Consider the following 21192-nt stretch of genomic DNA (forward strand, 5'->3'; position numbering starts at 1 on the left):
CGTAGCAATCTGATGTCCTTGGCGAAGTGTTCGACGGCTTCGGCTACAGTGAATCTCTTCATGAAGTACGACACCCTTGTTCTCGGCGCCGGCATGGTGGGCGTCTCGTGCGCATTGCATCTGCAGTCCCGAGGCCGCTCGGTGGCGCTGCTGGATCGCCGCGCACCCGGCCTGGAAACCTCTTACGGCAACGCCGGCATCATCCAGCGCGAAGCGATCGAACCCTATCCCTTGCCGCGCGGCCTGGGTTTTCTGCTCTCTGCACTGGGCAACCAGCGCATCGATGTGCGCTACCACGCGGGCGCGGTGTTGCGGCTCATCGGGCCGCTCTGGAGTTACTTTCTGAACTCGGGCGGCTCGCGTTACCGCTCCGTCTCGCGCGAATATGAAACCCTTATCGCGCATTCGCTCGAAACGCACGCCGACCTCATGCAGGCGGCCCGGGCCGAGAGCCTCGTGGCGGGGCAGGGTTACCTCACGCTGTTCCGATCCGCGAGCGAACTGCGCGACTGCTTTCGCAATGCCGACCAGCGTGCACGGGCTGGCGTGCAGCACGTCAAGCTTTCGGGTGACGATGTGGCGCGCGAAGAGCCTGGCCTGGAAGGCCGCTTCGCCGGTGCCGTGCGCTGGACCGATCCGGTCGCCATCCGCAGCCCGGGCGATCTTGTGCAAGCCTATGCCCGCCTTTTCAACGAACGCGGCGGCACCGTGCATCTGGGCGATGCCATGACGCTGCGCCGCACCGACGACGGCGGCTGGCAGGTCGACACCGCCCAGGGGCCGTCCTTGCGCGCCGACCGGGTGGTCGTGGCGCTCGGTCCCTGGACGCTGGAACTCACCCGGCGCTTTGGTTACACCGTGCCACTGATTCCGAAGCGCGGCTACCACCGGCACTACGTGCCGCTGCCAGGCAGGCCGTTGCACAGCACGGTGATCGACGGCGACCATGGCTTCGTCGTCGCACCCATGAAAGACGGCCTGCGCCTGACCACGGGCGCCGAACTGGCCTGGCCCCAGGCACCGCGCACACCGGGCCAGGTGGCCGCCGCCGAGCGCGTGGCGCGACAGGCCTTTCCCCTGGGCGAACCGGTGGAGGCCGAACCCTGGATGGGCACGCGCCCGTGCCTGCCCGACATGAAGCCCGTGTTCGGGCCCGTGCCTGCCGTGGACCGCCTCTGGTGCGCCTTCGGGCACGGCCACCAGGGGTTCACGCTGGGCCCGATCACGGGCGAACTGCTGGCGGCCATGATGACCGGTGAAGCGCCGCGCGTGGCCGTGGAGCCGTTCTCGCCCGCAAGGTTCAACCAGACGGGCGCGCTGAAGACGCAGCGTATCTGAGCCTTCAGGCGGGCGGGCATCCGCGCTGCATGGGCGGTACCGAACCCTTATCGGGCCAGGAAAAAGTCCAGGGGAATGAGCTCGACCGCCCATCCACCTTCTTCACCCAAGCTGGCGGCCGGGTGCATCGAGGCGATCTGCAGCGCCTCGTCGTGGTTCTCCGCTTCGATGATGAACAGGCCGCCGACCACTTCCTTCGATTCGGTGTACGGGCCGTCACTGACCAGCGTTCTGCCGTTGCTCGGGCGAAGTGTTTTCCAGGTGTCCAGGTCGCCCAGTGACGCGGACACCAGCACCTTGCCCGTGGCACGCATCTTCTCGTCCAGCGCCGGGCATTGGCCGACCAGTGTCTGCACGTCATTCGGAGCCATCGCGGCGAATCGTTCCGGGGTGAAGTAAGCCAGACCGAGGTATTTCATGGGAGTTGCCTTGAAGTGGAGGGTGCACTGACGACGATCATGGTGGCCGGAAATCGACAGTTTTCCTGAGCGCTACGGGCCGGGCGGCCAGGACCGGCTGGCCGGTGTGAACGAAGACAGTCTAAAAATTTGGTACGACCGCGAGGCCCTGGTAGGCAAGCATCAAGCTGCGCGTGCGCTCATGATGTTCCGGGGGTTCCTGCGTTGGTGCGCCGCTCGCCCGGAGTACAGAGAGTTAACCGACCGTGAGGCAGGCAGAGCCCCAGCCATCGTCGAAAGCCTGCCGAGCAGCACACGCCGCACTGATGCGCTTGAGGCTGCTCAGGTGTCCGGTTGGTGGTCTGGCGTGGAACAACTGAACAATCGCACTGCGTCTGTGTATCTGCGAGCGTTGCTCCTGACAGGCGCCCGCCGCGAAGAGCTAGCCTCCCTGACGTGGGGGAACGTGGACTTTCAGTGGCGCAAGCTCACCATCGCCGACAAGGTGGAGGACACCCGCACCATCCCTCTGACCCCCTACCTTGCGCAACTATTGGCGACTCTCCCGCGGAAGCAAGATGAGAGGGGCGTTCTCGTGCCGCATGTGAACGGGCTGTCCGAGGGCGGGCTGAGCGACGATGACCAACTGGTCTATGTGAATGGCGTGCTCAAGGGCAAGCTGCTTGAGAATGAGAGACTGGCGCAGCTGGCCGCGAGAAACAGAAAGGAATAGTTTGCCAACTCGCCAGACCTCAAGAACGCGCTGCTGCACGCCATCATGGATGCCCTCGAAGCCCACCAAGTCCTGAGCACGCAGGCGTTAGGGTCGGAGCGCGTGCGCGAGGGGTTGAAGAACACGCTTCTTGGACCGGCGCAGTTGTACAAGGCGTTGCGGGCGCGCTCGGGCACTGGCAATGATGCGCACCTGAGAAAGCTTGATGTCTGCGGCTAGCCACCAAGCCTATAACGCGCGTCAATGTCAGCAAAAGACAGCAAAGGCCCATCACAGCGTGGTCTGAAACCCTCAACCCTGAGAAAACAAATCTTCTGGCGAAAAGTCGTCGGGCAAGGGGGGGAGTTGAGCCCGCCAGTTCCCCTCGGGGGTCGGTCCACGGAGCAACTGCGTCCAGCACAACATTGGTGGTTCCTTCGACTCGGCATCGAGCAATGCGGAATTCAGCGCTGGCGGCAGCGTTTCGGTGGAGGTGGGGGGCTTGTGCATGCACCTCAGTATCGGGGTCGCCTTCGGTCGGGTCAAATAGGACGCACGCGCAGTACGCACACACGGCGAAAAACCCTGCCTGCTGGCTACACAGTGGCTACACAAAGGCAAAAAGAAAAAGCCCGCTATCGTTTAGATAGCGGGCTTTCCTTGTGACTGTTGGTGCCGGAGAGATGAATCGAACACCCGACCTTCTCATTACGAATGAGCTGCTCTACCAACTGAGCTACACCGGCGAAGCCCTGCATTATAGCCGGGCTGGCAGAGGGGGTTCGGTCAGCCCTCCAGGTGGTAAGAGGTCACCCGGTCGACTTCGTTTTTCGAGCCCAGGATCACGCTCACGCGTTCGTGCAGCTTGCCGGGCTTGATGTCGAGGATGCGTTCGCGGCCGTTGGTGGCCGCGCCACCGGCCTGCTCGACCAGCCAGCTCATGGGGTTGGCCTCGTACATCAGGCGAAGCTTGCCGGGCTTGTTCGGTTCGCGCTTGTCCCAGGGGTACATGAAGATGCCGCCGCGCGTGAGGATGCGGTGCACGTCGGCCACCATGCTGGCGATCCAGCGCATGTTGAAGTCCTTCTCTCGCGGGCCTTCCGTGCCGGCGAGGCATTCCTCGACGTAGCGCTTGACCGGGGCGTCCCAGTGGCGCATGTTGCTCATGTTGATCGCGAATTCCTTGGTGTCGGCGGGGATCTTCACGTTCTCCTGCGTCAGCACGAAGGAGCCCTGCTCGCGGTCGAGCGTGAACATGGCCACGCCGTCGCCCACGGTCAGCACCAGCGTGGTCTGTGGGCCGTAGACGCAGTAGCCTGCCGCCACCTGCTGGGCGCCGCTCTGCAAGAAGTCCTGCTCGCTCACGCCGGCGCTGCCGTCGGGCTTTTTCAGCACGCTGAAGATGGTGCCGATGCTGACGTTCACATCAATGTTGCTGGAGCCGTCCAGGGGGTCGAACAGCAGCAGGTATTCGCCTTGCGGGTAGCGGTTGGGCACCACGTAGATGCTGTCCATCTCCTCGCTGGCCATGGCCGCCAGGTGGCCGCCCCATTCGTTGGCCTCGATCAGCACCTCGTTGGCGATGATGTCGAGTTTTTTCTGGACTTCACCTTGCACGTTCTCGGTGGAGGCTGCGCCGAGCACGCCGCCCAGGTCGCCCTTGTTCACGGCCTGGCTGATGCTCTTGCAGGCGCGCGCGACCACCTCCAGCAGCAGCCGGAGCTGGGAGGGAATGTGACCATCGACGCGTTGTTGTTCGACGAGGTAGCGGGTGAGGGAGATGTTTTTTGCCATGGGAGGGGTCCGTTTCAGTCTGCCAGGGCGCGGGTGACCACCTCGCGCACGTCGTTGCTCAGGTCGGGCTTGGCGGCCACGCGCGCAATGGCTTCGCGCGCCGCACCACGGTAAGGCTCGGCGAGTTTCTTCCAGCGGTCCAGCGCGCGCGCCAGGCGTGCGGCCACCTGCGGGTTGAAGGCGTCGAGTTCCATCACGCGTTCGCTCCAGAACAGGTAACCCGCCGCGTCGGTGCGATGGAAGGCGCCGGGGTTGGCGCTGCAGTAGCTGAAGATCACGCTGCGTGCGCGGTTCGGGTTCTTGATGTTGAAGTCCGGGTGCGTCATGAGCTTGCGCACCGCAGGCAGCACGTTGCCGTTGCGGTCCGGCGCGCCGGCCTGCAGGGCAAACCATTTGTCGAGCACCAGGGCTTCGTCGCGGAACAGTGCGTGGAAGCGGGTGAGCGCTTCGCGGGCGAGCGCGTGCTCGCTCACCACCAGGGCCGACAGCGCGTTGAAGCGGTCGGTCATGTTGCTGGCGTTCTTGAAGTGCTGATACGCCTTGCCCGGCCACACGGCGTCGCCGGTGTGGCGCGCGGCCACGCAGAGCATGCCGAGCGCCAGGCCGGCGAGGGCGCGGCGGCCGGTGCCGATGGGGTCGGGCTTGTAGGCGCCGTTGTCCTTGTGGGTCTCGAAGGCCCAGACCCAGTCATCCTGCAGCGCGGAGGCCAGCTGTTCGCGCATGGCCTCGCGCACGGCGTGCACGCGCTGCGGGTCCACCTCGGCCAGCTGTTCGGCGATGTAGGTCTCGCTGGGCAGCGTGAGCACGAGTTCCTTGAACGCGGCGTCCAGCTGTGGGTGGCGCAGCACCTCGCGCATGGCACCGATGAAGGCGCCGTCGAGCGGCTCGGTGGTGACCGGGCCTTCGTTCAGGATGGCCAGCAGTGCGCGGCGCAGGGCCAGGCGCTGGCCGGCTTCCCAGCGGTTGAACGGGTCGGGGTCGGAGGCCAGCAGGGTGAGCAGTTGCGCGTCCGTGTAGTGGCATTCCAGCACCACGGGTGCCGAGAAACCGCGCAGCAGCGAAGGCACCGGCGCGCTGTCGAGGTTCACGAAGGTGAAGCTTTCGCTCGCCTGCGTGAGCACCAGCGTGCGGCTGCCTTCCTCGGCGTGCGTCCAGTGCGCGAGCTGCAGCGGCAGTTGCTGGCCATCGGCGCTGAGCAGGCCGAGCGAGACCGGGATCACGAACGGTTCCTTGAGGGCTTGTCCGGGTGTGGGCAGGCAGCTTTGCGACAGGGTGAGCGTGTAGCTGCGGGCATCGGCGTCGTACACACCCTCGGCTTGCACATGCGGCGTGCCGGCCTGGCTGTACCAGCGCTTGAACTGCGGCAGCAGCCGCGCGAGGTCGCTGTCGGGGTTGGCATCGGCGATGGCTTGCGCGAAGTCGTCGCAGGTGACGGCCTGGCCATCGTGCCTTTCGAAGTAGAGCTTCATGCCCGCCGCGAAACCGTCGCGACCCACAAGGGTCTGCATCATGCGAACAACCTCGGCACCCTTCTCGTAGACGGTGACGGTGTAGAAGTTGTTGATCTCGGCGTAGCTGTCGGGCCGCACCGGGTGGGCCATGGGGCCGGCGTCCTCGGGGAACTGCGCGGTGCGCAGCACGCGCACGTCCTCGATGCGCTTGACCGCGCGGGCCGAGGGCTCAGCACACAGGTCCATGCTGAATTCCTGGTCGCGGAAGACGGTGAGGCCTTCCTTCAGGCTGAGCTGGAACCAGTCGCGGCAGGTGACGCGGTTGCCTGTCCAGTTGTGGAAGTACTCGTGGCCCACCACCGACTCGATGTTGGCGAAGTCGGTGTCGGTCGCGGTGGCGGCGTTGGCCAGCACGTACTTGGTGTTGAAGATGTTGAGGCCCTTGTTCTCCATCGCGCCCATGTTGAAGTCGCTGGTGGCGACGATCATGAAGCGTTCCAGGTCGAGCGGCAGGCCGAAGCGGGCCTCGTCCCAGGCCACGCTGGCGATGAGCGAGTTCATGGCGTGCTCGGTCTTGTCCATGTCGCCGGGGCGCACGTAGACCTGCAGCTGGTGTTTGCCACCGCTGCGCGAAATGATGTGCTGCTCGCGCGCCACCAGCTGGCCGGCCACGAGTGCGAACAGGTAGCAGGGCTTCTTGTGCGGGTCGACCCACTTCGCGAAGTGACGACCATCGGGCAATGGGCCTTCGTCCACCAGGTTGCCGTTGGACAGCAGCACCGGGTACTTCGACTTGTCGGCGCGCAGCGTGACGGTGTAGCTGGCCATCACGTCCGGGCGGTCCAGGAAGTAGGTGATGCGGCGGAAGCCTTCCGCCTCGCACTGCGTGAAGAACGTGCCCTGGCTCACATACAAGCCCATGAGCTGCGTGTTCTTCTCAGGCACGCAGATCGTGAAGATTTCCAGGTCGAACGGCTCGTGGCCTTCGGGCAGGCTTTCCAGCACAAGCTGGTTGCCGTCGATCTTGAAGGAGCAGCCCGCGCCGTTGACCAGCACGCGGGCCACGTTCAGTTCTTCCCCATCCAGCCGCAGGGCCTGTGCCGGCACGACCGGGTTGCGGCGCAGCCGCATCTTGTTGAGCACGCGGGTCTTGGCGGGGTCCAGGTCGAAACAGAGGTCGACGGTGTCGATCCAGTAGGCCGGGGCGGCGTAGTCCTCGCGGCGAACCACGGTGGCAGGGCCTTCACGCAATGAGCTCATGGGTCAGACCCCCTGTTTGAGTGACGCTTCAATGAAGGGATCGAGATCGCCGTCCAGCACCTTCTGCGTGGCGGAGATCTCGACGTTGGTGCGCAGGTCCTTGATGCGGCTGTTGTCCAGCACGTACGAGCGGATCTGGTGACCCCAGCCCACGTCGGTCTTGCTGTCTTCCAGCTTCTGCTGCTCTTCCATGCGCTTGCGCATTTCGTGGTCGTACAGGCGCGAACGCAGGCGCTTCCATGCCACGTCGCGGTTGCTGTGCTGGCTGCGGCCGTCCTGGCACTGCACCACGATCCCGGTAGGAATGTGCGTGAGGCGCACGGCGGAGTCGGTCTTGTTGATGTGCTGGCCGCCAGCGCCGGAGGCGCGGTAGGTGTCGGTGCGAACGTCGGCGGGGTTGATGTCGATCTCGATCGAGTCGTCCACCTCTGGATACACGAAGATGGATGCAAACGAGGTGTGGCGGCCGCCAGACGAATCGAACGGGCTCTTGCGCACCAGGCGGTGCACGCCGGTTTCGGTGCGCAGCAGGCCGAAGGCGTATTCGCCCTCGACCTTGATGGTCGCGCTCTTGATGCCGGCGGTGTCGCCTTCGGTTTCGTCCTCGATGGTGGTCTTGAAACCCTTGCGTTCGGCGTAGCGCAGGTACTGGCGCAGCAGCATGCTGGCCCAGTCGCAGGCTTCGGTGCCACCCGCGCCGGCCTGGATGTCGACAAAGCAGTTCAACGGATCGGCCGGGTTGTTGAACATGCGGCGGAATTCGAGCTTTTCCACCTCCGCAGCCACCTTGCCGGCTTCGGCCTCGATGGTGAGCAGGCCGGCGGTGTCGCCTTCCTCGCTCGACATCTCGAACAGCTCGGTGTTGTCGGCGAGCTCAGCGGTGAGCCGGTCGAGCACCAGCACCACGTCTTCGAGGGATTTCTTCTCGCGGCCCAGGTCCTGGGCGCGCTTGGGGTCGTTCCAGACCGTCGGGTCTTCGAGCGCGGACTCGACTTCCTTCAGCTTCGATGCCTTGGCATCGTAGTCAAAGATACCTCCGGAGCTCGACCACCCGGGTGGTCAGGTCTTCGAGCTGGCTTCGGATGGCGTTGCTGCGTTCGGCTTCCATGGGACGTTTTCCTGCTGTCTGTGTACAAAGACGGCGATTTTCTCATGGGCCGGCCCTTGGCCGGCAGGGCGCCGGATGTCAGAACCGCCAGTTGGCGCCGAACATGACGGCTGCAGTGCCCAGAATCTGCATTTCCAGCGACGACCGGGGTGAGAGCTGGTAGCCGACGGCCGGCACGATGGCCGGCGAGAAGCCGCCGACGTTGAGCGGCACCTTGTTCTTGTATTTGCCCACGTAGCCATACATGATGCCGGCGGTCACCGAGGCGTAGACCCGGGGCTGGCTGGGCCAGATGCCCGGCCACGATTTGCCCACGAAGGCATAGGCCGAGGGTTGCCCGAAGGAGTTGCGGAACAGGCTGATGCCACACTTGCGGTCGTTGGGGAGCAGGCGGCTCACGCTCAACGCCACCACCGGCTTGTGCTCTTCATCGTGCGACCAGTGGTGCGTGTAGGGGGAGAAGAAGGTCTCGTGGCGCGGTTCGATGGCGCCTTCGGGGATGGGGTCGTTGAGGCCTGGGCAGAGCGTCCAGTCGATGGCCAGCACCGGAGACGACAGCGCCGCCAGCAGCACGAACGAGGCCAGGGCGCGGGGTGCCAGACGGGGTGGGTGGCAGGGCAGATTCAAAACCATGGGCGCGAGTATGCCCGTCCCGCTCCGCGTCGAATGCAACAACCCGTATACCGGGTGTCGTGGCATCAGCCCGGTATCTGGAGAAAGTTCTCCAGCAGGCGGGCGAGTTCCTCGGGCTGGTCGTGGTGCATCATGTGCCCGGCATCGCGCACGTCGGCGCTGAGCAGGTTGGGCACCGACCGGATGCGCTCCTTGTACTGGGCCAGTGTGAAGGTGTTTTTCCACCACAGGCTCAGGCTGTCATCGCTGGCGGTGACCGAGAGCACGGGCGCTGTGATGCGGCGGTAGATCTCCAGGGTTTCGTCCAGCCGGTAGAGCTGGGCGCTGACGATCTTGTGCGCCGCCTCACCGAGGATTTCCCACTGCCCCTGCGCATTCGGCGCCGCCCACTGGCGCGCGAGCCAGTCGGCCTTGTCGCCGGGCAGGCGCGGGTTGGTCTTCATCAGGCGCTGGGCCACACCATCCGCCGACGCGTAGGCCTTGAGCGTGTTCTCGCCGCGGTGCAGCGCCTTGACCTCGTCGATCCACTGCGCGTAGCGCCCAGGCGCCTGCGCAGGTCGCGTCTCAGGCATGCCGAAGCCTTCGAGGTTCACCAGGCGGCGGATGCGCTGCGGGCGCACGCCGCTGTAGATCATCGCGGCGTTGCCGCCCATGCTGTGGCCTACCAGATCCACCACGCGGTCGCCCGTGTAGTGGTCGAGCAGGATGTCGAGGTCGGCCAGGTAGTCCGGGAACCAGTAGTTGTCGGGCGGCGGGCCGTCGGCCCGGGTCAGGCCGAAGCCGCGCCAGTCGGGCGCGATGATCCAGCGGTCGGTGCGCATCGCGTCCACCACGAACTGCCAGGAGGCGGACACGTCCATCCAGCCGTGCACCAGCACCAGCGGCGGCTGGGCGGCATCGGACTCGCCCCATTGGCGCACGTGGTACTGCAGGTGCCGGACCGGGACGAACTCGGTTCGGGAAAGCTTCCGGGGTTGGTACATTCGATCAATCATAGAGAACGACACGGAGACAAACCATGGCCCGGAGTCAAGCCAGAGACAAGCCACCCGCGCGTCCCGGAGACCTTTACCTGGATCTGCACCGCCACTTTGGCTGGCAGGTGCCCGACCACTTCAACATCGCCATGGCCTGCATGCGGCGCTGGGCCGAGCAGCTCGACACCGCTTCGCGCACGGCGGTGATCGCGTCTGCACCCGGCCGTTCGCCGCGCCACCACAGCTATGCGGCGCTGATGGATCAGGCCAACCGCCTGTCCAACGCACTGGCGGCGCTGGGCGTGCAGCGGGGCGACCGCGTCGGCATCGTGCTGCCCCAGCGTTTCGAGACCGCCGTGGCGTACATGGCGGTGCTGCAGATGGGGGCGGTCGGCATGCCGCTGTCGCAGCTGTTCGGGCCGGACGCGCTGGAATACCGCCTTCACGACAGCGAAGCCGTGGTCGCCATCTGCGACCAGCCTTCGCTGTCCGCCCTGCTGGGCGTGCGCGAGCGCTGCCCGTTGTTGCGTGCGGTGATCGGTGTGGACGGCGACGGCACCCCCGAAGGCATGCGGGCCGATCTCGATTGGGGTGATCTGCTGGCGCAGGAGCCGTCGGAATTCGATCCGGTGAACACCCGGGCGGACGAGGCGGCGGTGCTGATCTACACCAGTGGCACCACGGGCAACCCGAAAGGCGCCCTGATTCCGCACCGCGCGCTCATCGGCAACCTGAGTGGTTTCATCTGCAGCCAGAACTGGTTCGGCTTCGACCCGGTCGATGCCGCGGTGCCGTCGAAGGCGGTGTTCTGGTCACCTGCGGACTGGGCGTGGACCGGCGGCCTGATGGACGCCTTGCTGCCCACGTTGTACTTCGGCCGGCCCATCGTGGGTCACAACGGCCGTTTTTCCCCTGAGCTGGCGTTCGATTTGATGCAGTTGCATGGCGTGACGCACAGCTTCCTGTTCCCCACCGCGCTCAAGGCGATGATGAAGGCGGTGCCTGTGGTGCGGCCACGTTACCGGCTGAAACTCCAAGCGCTCATGAGCGCGGGCGAGGCGGTGGGCGACGCGGTGTTCGCATGGTGTCGCGATCAGCTGGGCGTGACGGTGAACGAAATGTTCGGCCAGACGGAGATCAACTACATCGTGGGCAACTGCGCACTGCTATGGCCCGCGAAAGCGGGCAGCATGGGCAAGGGGTACCCGGGCCACCGCGTGGCGGTGCTGGACGGTGAAGGCAATGAATGCCCCGTGGGCGTGCCGGGCGATGTGGCGGTACACCGGCTGGATGTGCATGGTGATCCGGATCCGGTGTTCTTTCTGGGCTACTGGAAGAATGAAGGTGCCACGCGTGCGAAGTACACCGGTGATCCGTCAGACAGCTGGTGCCGCACGGGAGATCTGGCCACGCGCGATGCCGACGGCTATCTCTGGTACCAGGGTCGGGCGGACGATGTGTTCAAGGCGGCGGGGTACCGCATCGGGCCGAGCGAGATCGAGAACTGTCTGGTGAAACACGAGGCGGTGGCGAATGCGGCAGTGGTGCCGAAGCCGGATGCGGAGCGGGGTGCGGTGGTGAAGGCGTATGTGGTGCTGGCGGCCGGCTTCGCGGGGAGCGATGCCCTGGTGAAGGCCTTGCAGTCGCATGTGAAGGGGATGCTGGCGCCCTACGAGTACCCGAAGGAGATCGAGTTCATCGATGCCTTGCCGATGACGACGACGGGGAAGGTGCAGAGGCGGGTGCTGCGGTTGCAGGAAGAGGAACGGGCGCGTTTGCGTTCTGCCATCCAGAAAAAAGCCCCGCGCCGAAAAAACGACGAGGGGCTTCGGAGAAACGGGGCTTAACGGGCGGCAGTCTGAGCCGGCTCGGCCACGTAGATCTCCACACGGCGGTTGGCGGCGCGGCCTTGCGCCGTGCTGTTGTCAGCGATCGGCTGGTGCGAACCGCGGCCGTCGGTGGCGATGCGGGTGGCGGAGACGCCGCGTGCCACGAGGTAGTCGCGCGTGGCGTTGGCGCGGTCGAACGACAAGGGGTTGTTCACCGCATCGCTGCCGGTGCTGTCGGTGTGGCCGACGATCGCCACGGCGGTCACCGGGTTGGCATTGAGCGTGCCGGCGAACTGGCTGAGCACGTTCTGCAAGGTCGGGCTCACGGTGGATCGGCCGGTGGCGAAGCCGGCATCGGCGGGCACGTCGAGCTTGAGGCGGTTGTCCGAGGTCTGGCTCACGCCGATGCCGGTGCCCGCGGTGGCGGCTTCCATCTGCTTTTTCTGTTCCTGCATCTTGTTGGACCAGACATAGCCGCCGACGGCGCCCGCGCCCGCGCCCAGCACAGCGCCTGTTGCAGCACCCTTGGACCCCCCGGTGGCGGCGCCCAGCAGCGCCCCCGCGACGGCGCCGATGCCCGCGCCCTTGGCCGTGCCTTGTTGCGTCTCGCTCATGTTGGCGCAGCCGGTGAGCGCCACGGCGGCCACCAGTGCGGTGACCGTCAGGCCACGGGTCAGTTGGATGTTGAAGTTGGTCATGGTTTTCTCCACTGCTTGGTTGAAGTCTGTTGAAACGTGCAATGCACCCTAAACTTATACCTCTGCGGTTTGTCAACTGCGCTTCCGTCCATCCTATTTACAAACACTTGCATGAACAACGTATCCCTGGGCAGCAGCGCGCTGCAGGTCACGCCCATCTGTCTGGGCACCATGACTTTCGGTGAACAGGTGGACGAGGCGACCGCGCACGGTATCCTGGACCGCGCGCTGGAACGCGGCATCCATTTCCTCGACGCGGCCGAGATGTACTCGGTGCCGGCAAGGGCCGAAACCAGCGGCTCCACCGAAACCATTCTGGGCAACTGGTTCGCGCGTCGCCAGGGCGCGCGCGACAAGGTGGTGCTGGCCACCAAGGTGGCGGGCCCCGCGCGTGGCATGCCGTGGATGCGGCCCGAGGTATCGAAGGCCGGCATCATCGAAGCCTGCGAAGGTAGCCTGCGCCGCCTGCAGACCGACGTGATCGACCTCTACCAGATCCACTGGCCGGCGCGCAACGTGCCTGCCTTTGGCGCCCTCTATTTCGATCCCGCCAAGGACAAACCCACGCCCCCGGTGCTGGAGCAGCTCGAGGCGATGGAGCAACTGGTGAAGGCCGGCAAGGTCAAGGCCTTCGGCCTGTCCAACGAAACCCCGTATGGCGTGCACGAGTTCGTGCGCCTGGCCGAGCAGCACGGCCTGCCACGCGTGGCGACGGTGCAGAACCCGTACTGCCTGATCAACCGCAGCTACGAGAACGGGCTCGATGAAACCTGCCACCGGCTCGGTGTGTCCCTGCTGGCCTACTCGCCGCTGGGCTTCGGCCTGCTGAGCGGCAAGTACGACCGGACCGGCCTGGTGGGCGATGCCGGCCGCATGGCGATCTACGAATCGATGCGCAAACAGCGATGGGGCCGCCCCGAGGCGCTGGACACCGCGCGACGCTACAACGCCTTGGCGCGTGAACACGGCCTCACGCCCACGCAGATGGCGCTGGCCTTCTGCTACGCCAACCGGCGCGTCGCCAGCACGATCATCGGCGTGACGACGCTGGCGCAGCTGGACGAGTGCCTGGATGCCTGGGGCACGACGCTGTCACCCGAACTCCTGACCGCCATCGACAAGATCCGCTGGGAGAACAGGGACCCCGCTCAGTGAGCGGGACACCCCCGCCGCGCTTCGCGCGACCCCCTCAAGGGGGCGATGCCAGTGGCCCGGCGAAGCCGGTTCCACGGCATCTCTGGTCGATGCCACTGCTTGCCTGAAAGTTCTCCATGGCAAAAAAGTCGCACGTCAGTGAAACGCCCGCCACCGCCTGGCTCAAGGCGCATGGGGTGGCATTCACGGAACATACCTACGAGTACGTCGAGCACGGTGGTGCGCAGCACAGCGCGCAGGTGCTCGGCTTCGATCCGTTCGCGGTGGTGAAGACGCTGATCATGCAGGACGAGGCCGCCAAGCCACTGGCGGTGCTGATGCATGGCAACCGCACGGTGTCGACGAAGAACCTCGCGCGGCAGATTGGCGCCAAGTCGGTGGAGCCCTGCAAGCCCGAGGTGGCCAACCGCCACAGCGGCTATTTCGTGGGTGGCACCTCGCCCTTCGGCCTCAAGCGCGCGATGCCGGTGTGGGTCGAGGCAACGGTGCTGACGCTGCCGAAGATCTGGATCAATGGCGGGCGACGAGGCTTTCTGGTCGGCATCGACCCCGCTGTGCTTGTGGGACCGCTCGGTGCGAAGCCGGTGAACTGCGCACTGGCAGAATAGCCAGCCACCGCGCGCAGACGCGGTCGACCACGAGAACGAGGAGAACCTTTCATGACCTATCCCCTGCTGGCCACGGTGGCCGCCTACCTCATTGGCTCGCTGTCGTTCGCCGTGCTGGTGAGCCGCCTCATGGGCCTGAACGACCCGCGCACCTACGGCAGCAAGAACCCCGGTGCCACGAATGTGCTGCGCTCGGGCAGCAAGGCCGCGGCCATCATCACCCTGCTGCTCGACGCGTTCAAAGGCTGGCTGCCGGTGATGGCGGTGAAGTGGTGGGGTGGGGCATACGGGCTCGGCGATGGCTCGGTGGCCCTGGTGGGGCTGGCGGCGTTCCTCGGGCACCTGTACCCGGTGTTCTTCCGCTTCCAGGGCGGCAAGGGGGTGGCCACGGCCGCTGGTGTCATCCTGGCCTTTGAACCCTGGCTGGGCCTGGCGGCGCTGGCCACCTGGCTGATCATCGCCATCTTTTTCCGCTATTCCTCGCTGGCGTCCATCGTCACGGCGGTGTTTGCCCCGGCTTACTTCCTGCTGGGCAACCGCGTGGCCTGGGATGCACCGGGTGTTCAGGTGTTGAGCCTGGCGGTCATGGGCCTGCTGCTGGTATGGCGGCACTCGGAAAACATCAATCGCCTGCTGGCAGGCACGGAAAGCAAACTGGGAGCGAAGAAGAAATGAGCACGTCCAGCGATATCACCCGCATCGGCATGGCCGCACGCTACAGCGAGGCCGCCGTGTTCAATGGTGTGGTCTACCTCGCGGGCATGGTGCCCGAGCGGGGCGACACCGACATCACCGGGCAGACCGAGGATGTCCTGGAACAGGTGCGGCAACGCCTGGAGGAGGCGGGCAGCGACAAGTCGCGCATCCTGCGCACGCAGATCTATCTGGCCGACATCGCCGACATCACCGCCATGAACGTGGTGTGGGACGCCTGGGTCGTTCCGGGCACGGCGCCGCCGCGCGCCACGGTGCAGGCCGCGCTCGCGGACCCTGCGTACCGCATCGAGATCGTCGTCACGGCCGCCGTGGCTGCCTGATCAGAACCGGCGGTCCAGTGTCAACTGGTCGTTGGTGCGCTGCATCTGGAAGCGCGTGAGGAAACTGTTGCCCAGCAGCACATAGGGCATGGCTTGCGGCAACACGACCGCATCCACGCCGTGCACCTGTGCGGCGCCCACACGCACGGAGTCCAGCCGCAGTTGATGGCCGATCACGCTGCCGTTGGCCGTGTTGATGTTGACCTTGCGGCCCTTGCTGTAGTCAAGGTGGATGCGCTGTGCATCGGCCTCGCTGAGGATCACCATGGTGGCGCCGGTGTCCACCATGAACTGCACGCTGCGCCCGTTGATCTGGCCAGCGGGCATGAAATGGCCCATGGCGTCCGCGGTGAGCACAATGCGCTGCGCGCCGGCGTCCTGATCAGGGGCGTAACGACCCACGCTCACGGGCGCATCGCCCACCCGCAGCACCTGGCGCTGGCCGTTGATGTCGAACACAGCCGAGTCGCCCTGTGTGCTGAGCAACCTCACACCCTGGTGCGCCTGGCCAGGCGACATGAAGCGCGGCGCCGCGCCGTCGATATGGACCAAGGCCTTGCCTCCGGCGACGCCGGAGAGGGCCACCTGCTGGGCCCAGGCACCCTGTACCGTCAGCCCCATCCCGATCGCCAGCAAAGCCTTGCGCACGACGTGAATCGCACCAGGAACACCGCGGAACCGGCTTTGCCGGGCCGCAGGTGTTGCCCCCTTGAGGGGGGATGCGGCTACACGCAGTGAGCAAGCAACGGGGATGGGCATCAATCCCTGAAGTTGTTGAACGAGAGGGGAAGGTCTTTCAGCTCGCTGCGGATCAGCGCCATCGCCGCCTGCAGGTCGTCGCGCTTGCCGCCGGTCACGCGCACCGCATCGCCCTGGATGGCGCCCTGAACCTTGAGCTTGCTGCCTTTGATGACCTGCTGGATCTTCTTGCCGTCTTCGGTGCTGATGCCATTGCGCACCTTGACGACCTGCCTGACCTTGTCGCCGCCGGCTTTCTCGACTTTGCCGACATCGAGAAAGCGGGCGTCCACACCGCGCTTGGTCAGCTTGCCGCGCAGCACGTCATCGATCTGCTGCAGCTGGAACTCGGCATCGCCGTGGAGAATGATTTCCTTCTCCTTTTCCTTGAGCTCGATGGCGGCCCCGGTGCCCTTGAAATCGAAGCGGGTGCCGATCTCGCGCGTCACCTGGTCCACCGCGTTTTTCACTTCGACGAAATCGGCTTCGAGTACGGTGTCAAAAGAAGGCATGGCAGATGAATCCTGAGGGGTGGGTGAGACAATCCCGGGATGGTAGTCGAGAACAACGTGGCACTCCAGCCATACAACAGCTTTGGCATCGTGGCGCGCGCGCTGCGGCTGGCGCGCGTGCGCGATGAGGCCGATGTGCGCACCCTCATGGCGGACGCCGGATGGGCCTCGCTCACACGCGAGGCCGCGCCTTTCGTGCTGGGCGGAGGCAGCAACCTGGTGCTCACGGGCGACATCAAGCCCCTGGTGCTCAAGGTGGAGATCCGTGGCCGCCGGCTGGTGGAGGAAACCGCCAAAGGCTGGCTGATCGAGGCCGGCGGCGGAGAAAACTGGCACGAAACCGTGCAGTGGACGCTGGAGCAGGGCTGGCCCGGACTGGAAAACCTGGCGCTGATTCCAGGCTGCGTGGGCGCGTCGCCGGTGCAGAACATCGGCGCGTACGGCGTGGAGCTGCAGGACCGCTTCCACGAGCTGGACGCCATTGACCTGCAGACCGGCCAGTCCTTCACGCTCAATGCCGCCCAGTGTGGTTTCGGCTATCGGGATTCCGTGTTCAAGCACACGCCGGCGGGCGACAAGGGCTTCGGCCTGGCGGGACGTGCGCTGATCACGCGGGTGCGTTTCTGGCTGCCCAAGCCCTGGAAGCCGGTGCTGGGCTATGCGGATCTGGAGCGCAAGATGGCGGAGACAGGGGTGTCGCACCCGGATGCGCGCCAGATCTTCGACTGGATCTGCGCGATCCGCCGTGCCAAGCTGCCGGATCCGGCGGTGATCGGCAATGCGGGCAGTTTTTTCAAGAACCCGACGGTGAGCGTGGAGCAGTGCGCGGACATCATCGCGCGCGACCCGAAGGTGGTGCACTACCCGATGGCAGACGGCAGCATCAAGCTGGCGGCGGGCTGGCTGATCGATGCCTGCGGCTGGAAGGGCCGGGGGGTGGGGAATGCTGGCGTGTACGAGAAGCAGGCGCTGGTGCTGGTGAACCGGGGTGGGGCGACGGGTGGTGAAGTGATGACGCTGGCCAAGGCCATTCAGACCAGTGTGTACGAGCGGTTCGGCATCTTGCTGGAGCCTGAACCGGTGGTGGTTTAGGGCCGGTTTTAACGCCTGCGCTTCTTCGTGGTCCGACGAGGTGGGGTGGCCGGCTCCGCGGCTGTCCCCCGACCCGGCAGCGCCGGGGCTCCTCCTTTTATGCCGCTGCGCCAGCCACCCCGCCTCGTCAGACCGCCTGCACCTGGGCACGCCAAAAAGAAAGCGCCAGCATCACCTTGGATCGGGGTGACCTGGCGCTCTGCGCAGCGAAATAAAGGAGGAGGAGGCCTCCCGCCGCCGGGGGACATTCGCGGAGCAGAGCGCCAGGGCGCCCCGATCCCGCGAAGTCTGGGAGAGAAGGGTATTACTTCCCCTCACCCTCAAGCTTCAACATCTGCGAACCCTCACCGAGCGACAGCAGCCCGGTCTTGGCATAGATGCCCAGCTTGCCTCGCGTGTCGGTGATGTCGAGGTTGCGCATCGTCAGCTGGCCAATGCGGTCCAGCGGCGAGAACGGTGCGTCTTCCACCTTCTCCATGCTCAGGCGCTCCGGCGCATACGTGAGGTTTGGGCTGTCCGTGTTCAGGATCGAATAGTCATTGCCTCGGCGCAGTTCGATCGTCACCTCGCCCGTGATGGCACGCGCCACCCAGCGTTGCGCCGTCTCGCGCAGCATGATGGCTTGCGGGTCGAACCAGCGGCCCTGGTACAGCAGCCGGCCCAGGCGCAGGCCATTGATGCGGTACTGCTCGATCGTGTCCTCGTTGTGGATGCCCGTGACCAGGCGTTCGTAGGCGATGAACAGCAGGGCCAGACCGGGAGCTTCGTAGATGCCACGGCTCTTGGCTTCGATGATGCGGTTCTCGATCTGGTCGCTCATGCCCAGACCGTGGCGGCCGCCGATCTCGTTGGCCTTCAGGATCAGGTCCACCGGGCTGCCGAAGGTCTGGCCGTTGAGGGCGACCGGCTGGCCTTCCTCGAAGCGCACGGTCACTTCCTCGGCCTTCACCACACAGTCCTCGCGCCAGAACGGCACGCCCATGATGGGGTTGACGATGCGGATGCCGCTGTTGAGGTGCTCCAGGTCTTTCGCCTCGTGTGTCGCGCCCAGCATGTTGCTGTCGGTGCTGTAGGCCTTCTCCGCGCTCATCTTGTAGCCGAAGCCATTGGCCGTCATGAAGGCGCTCATCTCGGCGCGGCCACCCAGCTCGTCGATGAACTTCTGGTCCAGCCAGGGCTTGTAGATCTTCAGGCTGGGGTTGGTCAGCAGGCCGTAGCGGTAGAAGCGCTCGATGTCGTTGCCCTTGAAGGTGGAACCGTCGCCCCAGATGTGGACGTCGTCTTCCTTCATGGCGGCCACCAGCATGGTGCCGGTGACGGCACGGCCCAGCGGCGTGGTGTTGAAGTAGGTGATGCCGGCGGTGCTGATGTGGAACGCGCCGCATTGCAGCGCGGCGATGCCTTCATGGGCCAGCTGCGTGCGGCAGTCGATCAGGCGGGCCTTCTCGGCGCCGTAGGCCATCGCCTTGCGCGGGATCTCGTCGTAGTCCGGCTCGTCGGGCTGGCCCAGGTTGGCGGTGTAGGCGTAGGGGATCGCGCCCTTCTGCTTCATCCACAGCAGTGCGGCGGAGGTGTCCAGGCCGCCGGAGAAGGCGATGCCGACTTTCTGTTGGGTGGGAAGGTTCTGGAGGATGGTGGCCATGTCGGTCTTTCGGCTCGGAAGATCAGCCGAAGTGGCAGATGTAGTGGTAGGGCTCGGTCACGCGGATCTGGAAGCTGCTGTTGCCAGGCACGTTGAACTTGTCGCCCGGGCCGGACTTTTTCCACTCGGTGGTGCCGGCCAGCAGGTACTCGCAGCCGCCGGCCACACATTCCATGATCTCGGGGGCGCCGGTATTGAAGGTGAGGGTGGCGGGCAGCACCACGCCGACCGACTTTTTCGTGCCGTCGGTCAGGGTGATGCCGTGGCTGACGCATTTGCCGTCGAAGTACACATTGGCCTGGGTGCTGACGGTCACGCCGTCGAATTGGGAGGTGCTCATGGTGTTGGGGGTGAAGCGGGAACAAGCGGGAGGCGAAACCGCGATTTTAGGCCGCGGCTTGCCGTCGGGCAGACGGGGTCAGACGCGCTGCTGCCAGTCGGCGGCGTTGAAACCCACGGTGATGGCGCCGTCGGCCCATTCGACGACCGGGCGCTTGATCAGGCTCGGGTTGGCGAGCGCCACGACACGGGCGCTCGCGACGTCCGAGACGCCAGCGCGCGTGGTCTCGTCCAGCTGGCGCCAGGTGGTGCCCTTGCGGTTGATGACCGTGTCCCACCCAGCGGCTTTCAGCCAGCGGTCCAGGTGGTCGGTCGGAACGCCTTGCTTCTTGAAGTCGTGGAAGCTGTGATCGACGCCGTGTTCCGCCAGCCAGGTGCGGGCCTTCTTCACGGTGTCGCAGTTGGGGATGCCATAGACGGTGATCATGGTGCGCATTGTCCGCCATGTCCCTCGGGCACCGGAGCATGGGCGCGAATGGGACAATCCCGCCCATGCTCGACATTCCCGTGCCCGCCCATCCCACCACCCTGGCCGACTGGCTCGACCACGCCGAACGCCTCCACCCCGTGACCATCGACATGGGGCTGGACCGTGTGCAGCGGGTCGCGCAGCGCATGGGTCTGACGCTGGATTGCCCGGTGATCATCGTGGCCGGTACCAATGGCAAAGGTTCCACCTGCGCGATGCTGGAGGCGGTCTACACCCAGTCGGGCTACCGCACGGGTGTCTACACCTCGCCGCATCTGGTGCATTTCGAGGAACGTTGCCGCATCGCCGGAGAGTCCGTCGCCCAGGAGGAACTGTTGCCCGCCTTTGCCGAGGTGGAAGTGGCGCGCAGGGGCCAGGCCGGTGACGAAGGGGGCGAGATCAGCCTGAGCTATTTCGAATTCACCACGCTCGCCATCCTGCGCACACTCTCCCGCAGCGGGCTGGATGTGGCGATACTGGAAGTGGGTCTCGGTGGGCGGCTGGACGCCGTGAACATCATCGACGCCGACTGTGCGGTCATCACCAGCATCGCGCTGGACCACATGGCGTTGCTGGGCAACGACCGCGAGGCCATTGGCTTCGAGAAGGCCGGCATCATGCGCACCGGCCGCCCGGTGGTGGTGAGCGACCCTGTGCCGCCGCAGAGTGTGCTGGATCGCGCGCTCGAGATCGGTGCCGAGCTCTGGCGACTGGGCAAGGACTTCCATTTCGCGGGCGACCAGCAGCAGTGGGGCTGGGCCATGCATCCCTCGCATGGCGGGCGGCGCTACGCCGGCCTGGCCTACCCGGCGCTGCGCGGTGCGAACCAACTGGTGAATGCCTCGGGTGTGCTGGCGGCGGTGGAAGCCCTGCGCGGCCGCCTGCCCGTGACGGCACAGGCGGTGCGCACCGGCCTGGCGCTGGTGGAGTTGCCCGGGCGTTTCCAGATCGTGCCCGGCACGCCCACCCTGGTGCTGGACGTGGCGCACAACCCGCATTCCGTGGCCGCGCTGGCCGCGAACCTGGACGCGATGGGTTTCTATCCCACCACGCACGCGGTGTTCGGGGCCATGGCCGACAAGGACCTCGCCGCCATGCTGGATCGCATCGCGCCGCTGGTCGACCGCTGGCACCTGACCAGCCTGCCATTGCCGCGCGCCAGCACGGCGGCGGCCCTGGCCGAGCAACTGGAGGCCCATCCCACCTGCCGGGGGCGGGTGGCAGGGCGCCACGACACGCCCATGGACGCCCTGCGGGCCTGTGTCGCCACGGCGGACCCCGCTGATAGAATCGTGGTCTTCGGATCGTTCTACACCGTGGGTGGCGTGCTGCAGGACGGCGTGCCCCGAATGTCGGCGAAACACCTGTCTGCCTAGCCCTTCATCGCCACGGCCCCACCCGA

General features: G+C 65.7%; 22 protein-coding genes and 1 tRNA gene. 10 read left to right on the plus strand and 13 right to left on the minus strand.

The genetic code is table 11. The features are described 5' to 3' along the window. Window positions 1-60 precede the first annotated feature (60 nt). On the plus strand, window positions 61-1338 hold the full coding sequence (locus J2X09_RS07375; protein ID WP_204732385.1) for an NAD(P)/FAD-dependent oxidoreductase: 1278 nt from the start codon (window positions 61-63) through the stop codon (window positions 1336-1338). Between the two features lie 47 nt (window positions 1339-1385). On the opposite strand, the gene J2X09_RS07380 is transcribed toward J2X09_RS07375, so the two are convergent. Next, complete coding sequence (locus J2X09_RS07380) at window positions 1386-1757, minus strand: YciI family protein (protein ID WP_204732384.1); 372 nt, start codon at window positions 1755-1757, stop codon at window positions 1386-1388. Between the two features lie 106 nt (window positions 1758-1863). Between J2X09_RS07380 and J2X09_RS27065 the strand changes: the two genes are divergently transcribed. Both J2X09_RS27065 and J2X09_RS27070 read left to right on the plus strand, forming a co-directional pair. Then, window positions 1864-2469, plus strand: a complete 606-nt coding sequence (locus J2X09_RS27065; protein WP_374726486.1) for a tyrosine-type recombinase/integrase — start codon at window positions 1864-1866, stop codon at window positions 2467-2469. 45 nt (window positions 2470-2514) lie between these two features. Further along, a complete protein-coding gene (locus J2X09_RS27070) occupies window positions 2515-2688 on the plus strand; it encodes a hypothetical protein (protein WP_204732383.1) in 174 nt (57 codons plus the stop codon). Between the two features lie 430 nt (window positions 2689-3118). On the opposite strand, the gene J2X09_RS07395 is transcribed toward J2X09_RS27070, so the two are convergent. From J2X09_RS07395 to J2X09_RS07420, 6 genes are all read right to left on the minus strand, one after another. Continuing rightward, a tRNA-Thr gene (locus tag J2X09_RS07395) sits at window positions 3119-3194 on the minus strand. Between the two features lie 40 nt (window positions 3195-3234). Continuing rightward, on the minus strand, window positions 3235-4242 hold the full coding sequence (locus J2X09_RS07400; protein ID WP_204732382.1) for a class 1 fructose-bisphosphatase: 1008 nt from the start codon (window positions 4240-4242) through the stop codon (window positions 3235-3237). Between the two features lie 14 nt (window positions 4243-4256). Further along, window positions 4257-6953 carry an aminopeptidase N gene (pepN, locus tag J2X09_RS07405; RefSeq protein WP_204732381.1) on the minus strand — a complete coding sequence of 899 codons (2697 nt, stop codon included), beginning with the start codon at window positions 6951-6953 and terminating at the stop codon, window positions 4257-4259. Window positions 6954-6956: 3 nt separating this feature from the next. Continuing rightward, a protein-coding gene (prfB, locus tag J2X09_RS07410) for a peptide chain release factor 2 (RefSeq protein ID WP_204732380.1) occupies window positions 6957-8061 on the minus strand; the annotation gives its coding sequence in 2 pieces (ribosomal slippage) (window positions 6957-7979 and window positions 7981-8061; 1104 coding nt in all). A gap of 78 nt (window positions 8062-8139) precedes the next feature. After that, window positions 8140-8694 carry a hypothetical protein gene (locus J2X09_RS07415; protein ID WP_204732379.1) on the minus strand — a complete coding sequence of 185 codons (555 nt, stop codon included), beginning with the start codon at window positions 8692-8694 and terminating at the stop codon, window positions 8140-8142. Window positions 8695-8759: 65 nt separating this feature from the next. Next, the gene (locus tag J2X09_RS07420) at window positions 8760-9677 is read right to left on the minus strand and encodes an alpha/beta fold hydrolase (protein WP_204732378.1); all 918 of its coding nucleotides are present in this window, start codon (window positions 9675-9677) and stop codon (window positions 8760-8762) included. 35 nt (window positions 9678-9712) lie between these two features. On the opposite strand from J2X09_RS07420, the gene J2X09_RS07425 reads away from it, so the two are divergent. Next, window positions 9713-11518: an acetate--CoA ligase gene (locus tag J2X09_RS07425; protein WP_204732377.1), complete on the plus strand. Its 1806-nt coding sequence runs from the start codon at window positions 9713-9715 to the stop codon at window positions 11516-11518. Here J2X09_RS07425 and J2X09_RS07430 read toward each other — a convergent pair. Continuing rightward, the gene (locus tag J2X09_RS07430; RefSeq protein ID WP_204732376.1) at window positions 11515-12198 is read right to left on the minus strand and encodes a YiaD family glycine zipper/OmpA-like lipoprotein; all 684 of its coding nucleotides are present in this window, start codon (window positions 12196-12198) and stop codon (window positions 11515-11517) included. The two genes, J2X09_RS07425 and J2X09_RS07430, sit on opposite strands and share 4 nt — an antisense overlap. Before the next feature lie 111 nt (window positions 12199-12309). Here J2X09_RS07430 and J2X09_RS07435 point away from each other — a divergent pair, with 111 nt between their 5' ends. The 4 genes from J2X09_RS07435 to J2X09_RS07450 all read left to right on the plus strand — a co-directional run bounded on the left by J2X09_RS07435 (window position 12310) and on the right by J2X09_RS07450 (window position 14998). Then, complete coding sequence (locus J2X09_RS07435) at window positions 12310-13353, plus strand: aldo/keto reductase (RefSeq protein WP_204732375.1); 1044 nt, start codon at window positions 12310-12312, stop codon at window positions 13351-13353. 116 nt (window positions 13354-13469) lie between these two features. After that, window positions 13470-13961: an aminoacyl-tRNA deacylase gene (locus J2X09_RS07440; protein ID WP_204732374.1), complete on the plus strand. Its 492-nt coding sequence runs from the start codon at window positions 13470-13472 to the stop codon at window positions 13959-13961. Between the two features lie 51 nt (window positions 13962-14012). Then, window positions 14013-14636, plus strand: coding sequence for a glycerol-3-phosphate 1-O-acyltransferase PlsY (gene plsY / locus J2X09_RS07445; protein ID WP_204732373.1), 624 nt, complete (start codon window positions 14013-14015; stop codon window positions 14634-14636). Continuing rightward, entirely contained in the window at window positions 14633-14998 is a 366-nt protein-coding gene (locus tag J2X09_RS07450; RefSeq protein ID WP_310307898.1) for a RidA family protein, read from the plus strand. Before plsY ends, J2X09_RS07450 begins: the two co-directional genes overlap by 4 nt. Here J2X09_RS07450 and J2X09_RS07455 read toward each other — a convergent pair whose 3' ends face one another. After that, complete coding sequence (locus tag J2X09_RS07455; RefSeq protein ID WP_310307900.1) at window positions 14999-15646, minus strand: retropepsin-like aspartic protease family protein; 648 nt, start codon at window positions 15644-15646, stop codon at window positions 14999-15001. 110 nt (window positions 15647-15756) lie between these two features. Further along, complete coding sequence (locus J2X09_RS07460) at window positions 15757-16248, minus strand: YajQ family cyclic di-GMP-binding protein (RefSeq protein WP_204732371.1); 492 nt, start codon at window positions 16246-16248, stop codon at window positions 15757-15759. Between the two features lie 39 nt (window positions 16249-16287). Between J2X09_RS07460 and murB the strand changes: the two genes are divergently transcribed. Next, window positions 16288-17340 carry a UDP-N-acetylmuramate dehydrogenase gene (gene murB / locus J2X09_RS07465; RefSeq protein ID WP_204732370.1) on the plus strand — a complete coding sequence of 351 codons (1053 nt, stop codon included), beginning with the start codon at window positions 16288-16290 and terminating at the stop codon, window positions 17338-17340. A 304-nt stretch (window positions 17341-17644) separates the two neighbouring features. Here the strand turns inward: murB and argG are convergent, their stop codons facing one another. The 3 genes from argG to J2X09_RS07480 form a co-directional block, all read right to left on the minus strand. Then, window positions 17645-18982: an argininosuccinate synthase gene (argG, locus tag J2X09_RS07470; protein ID WP_204732369.1), complete on the minus strand. Its 1338-nt coding sequence runs from the start codon at window positions 18980-18982 to the stop codon at window positions 17645-17647. A 22-nt stretch (window positions 18983-19004) separates the two neighbouring features. Further along, complete coding sequence (gene ppnP / locus J2X09_RS07475) at window positions 19005-19322, minus strand: pyrimidine/purine nucleoside phosphorylase (RefSeq protein ID WP_204732368.1); 318 nt, start codon at window positions 19320-19322, stop codon at window positions 19005-19007. A gap of 78 nt (window positions 19323-19400) precedes the next feature. After that, entirely contained in the window at window positions 19401-19748 is a 348-nt protein-coding gene (locus J2X09_RS07480; protein ID WP_204732367.1) for an ArsC family reductase, read from the minus strand. Window positions 19749-19813: 65 nt separating this feature from the next. Here J2X09_RS07480 and folC point away from each other — a divergent pair, with 65 nt between their 5' ends. After that, on the plus strand, window positions 19814-21166 hold the full coding sequence (gene folC / locus J2X09_RS07485) for a bifunctional tetrahydrofolate synthase/dihydrofolate synthase (RefSeq protein WP_204732366.1): 1353 nt from the start codon (window positions 19814-19816) through the stop codon (window positions 21164-21166). Window positions 21167-21192: the final 26 nt, after the last annotated feature.

The organism is Hydrogenophaga laconesensis, assembly GCF_031457235.1.
Lineage (GTDB): Bacteria > Pseudomonadota > Gammaproteobacteria > Burkholderiales > Burkholderiaceae_C > Hydrogenophaga > Hydrogenophaga laconesensis.

Excerpts from the sequence above, each read along its gene's own strand:
- J2X09_RS07375 (WP_204732385.1), top strand. The coding sequence starts at position 61 with ATGAAGTACGACACCCTTGTTCTCGGCGCCGGCATGGTGGGCGTCTCG.
- J2X09_RS07380 (WP_204732384.1), bottom strand. The coding sequence starts at position 1,757 with ATGAAATACCTCGGTCTGGCTTACTTCACCCCGGAACGATTCGCCGCG.
- J2X09_RS27070 (WP_204732383.1), top strand. The coding sequence starts at position 2,515 with ATGGATGCCCTCGAAGCCCACCAAGTCCTGAGCACGCAGGCGTTAGGG.
- J2X09_RS07400 (WP_204732382.1), bottom strand. The coding sequence starts at position 4,242 with ATGGCAAAAAACATCTCCCTCACCCGCTACCTCGTCGAACAACAACGC.
- pepN (WP_204732381.1), bottom strand. The coding sequence starts at position 6,953 with ATGAGCTCATTGCGTGAAGGCCCTGCCACCGTGGTTCGCCGCGAGGAC.
- J2X09_RS07415 (WP_204732379.1), bottom strand. The coding sequence starts at position 8,694 with ATGGTTTTGAATCTGCCCTGCCACCCACCCCGTCTGGCACCCCGCGCC.
- J2X09_RS07420 (WP_204732378.1), bottom strand. The coding sequence starts at position 9,677 with ATGTACCAACCCCGGAAGCTTTCCCGAACCGAGTTCGTCCCGGTCCGG.
- J2X09_RS07425 (WP_204732377.1), top strand. The coding sequence starts at position 9,713 with ATGGCCCGGAGTCAAGCCAGAGACAAGCCACCCGCGCGTCCCGGAGAC.
- J2X09_RS07430 (WP_204732376.1), bottom strand. The coding sequence starts at position 12,198 with ATGACCAACTTCAACATCCAACTGACCCGTGGCCTGACGGTCACCGCA.
- J2X09_RS07435 (WP_204732375.1), top strand. The coding sequence starts at position 12,310 with ATGAACAACGTATCCCTGGGCAGCAGCGCGCTGCAGGTCACGCCCATC.
- J2X09_RS07440 (WP_204732374.1), top strand. The coding sequence starts at position 13,470 with ATGGCAAAAAAGTCGCACGTCAGTGAAACGCCCGCCACCGCCTGGCTC.
- plsY (WP_204732373.1), top strand. The coding sequence starts at position 14,013 with ATGACCTATCCCCTGCTGGCCACGGTGGCCGCCTACCTCATTGGCTCG.
- J2X09_RS07450 (WP_310307898.1), top strand. The coding sequence starts at position 14,633 with ATGAGCACGTCCAGCGATATCACCCGCATCGGCATGGCCGCACGCTAC.
- J2X09_RS07460 (WP_204732371.1), bottom strand. The coding sequence starts at position 16,248 with ATGCCTTCTTTTGACACCGTACTCGAAGCCGATTTCGTCGAAGTGAAA.
- murB (WP_204732370.1), top strand. The coding sequence starts at position 16,288 with ATGGTAGTCGAGAACAACGTGGCACTCCAGCCATACAACAGCTTTGGC.
- argG (WP_204732369.1), bottom strand. The coding sequence starts at position 18,982 with ATGGCCACCATCCTCCAGAACCTTCCCACCCAACAGAAAGTCGGCATC.
- ppnP (WP_204732368.1), bottom strand. The coding sequence starts at position 19,322 with ATGAGCACCTCCCAATTCGACGGCGTGACCGTCAGCACCCAGGCCAAT.
- J2X09_RS07480 (WP_204732367.1), bottom strand. The coding sequence starts at position 19,748 with ATGATCACCGTCTATGGCATCCCCAACTGCGACACCGTGAAGAAGGCC.
- folC (WP_204732366.1), top strand. The coding sequence starts at position 19,814 with ATGCTCGACATTCCCGTGCCCGCCCATCCCACCACCCTGGCCGACTGG.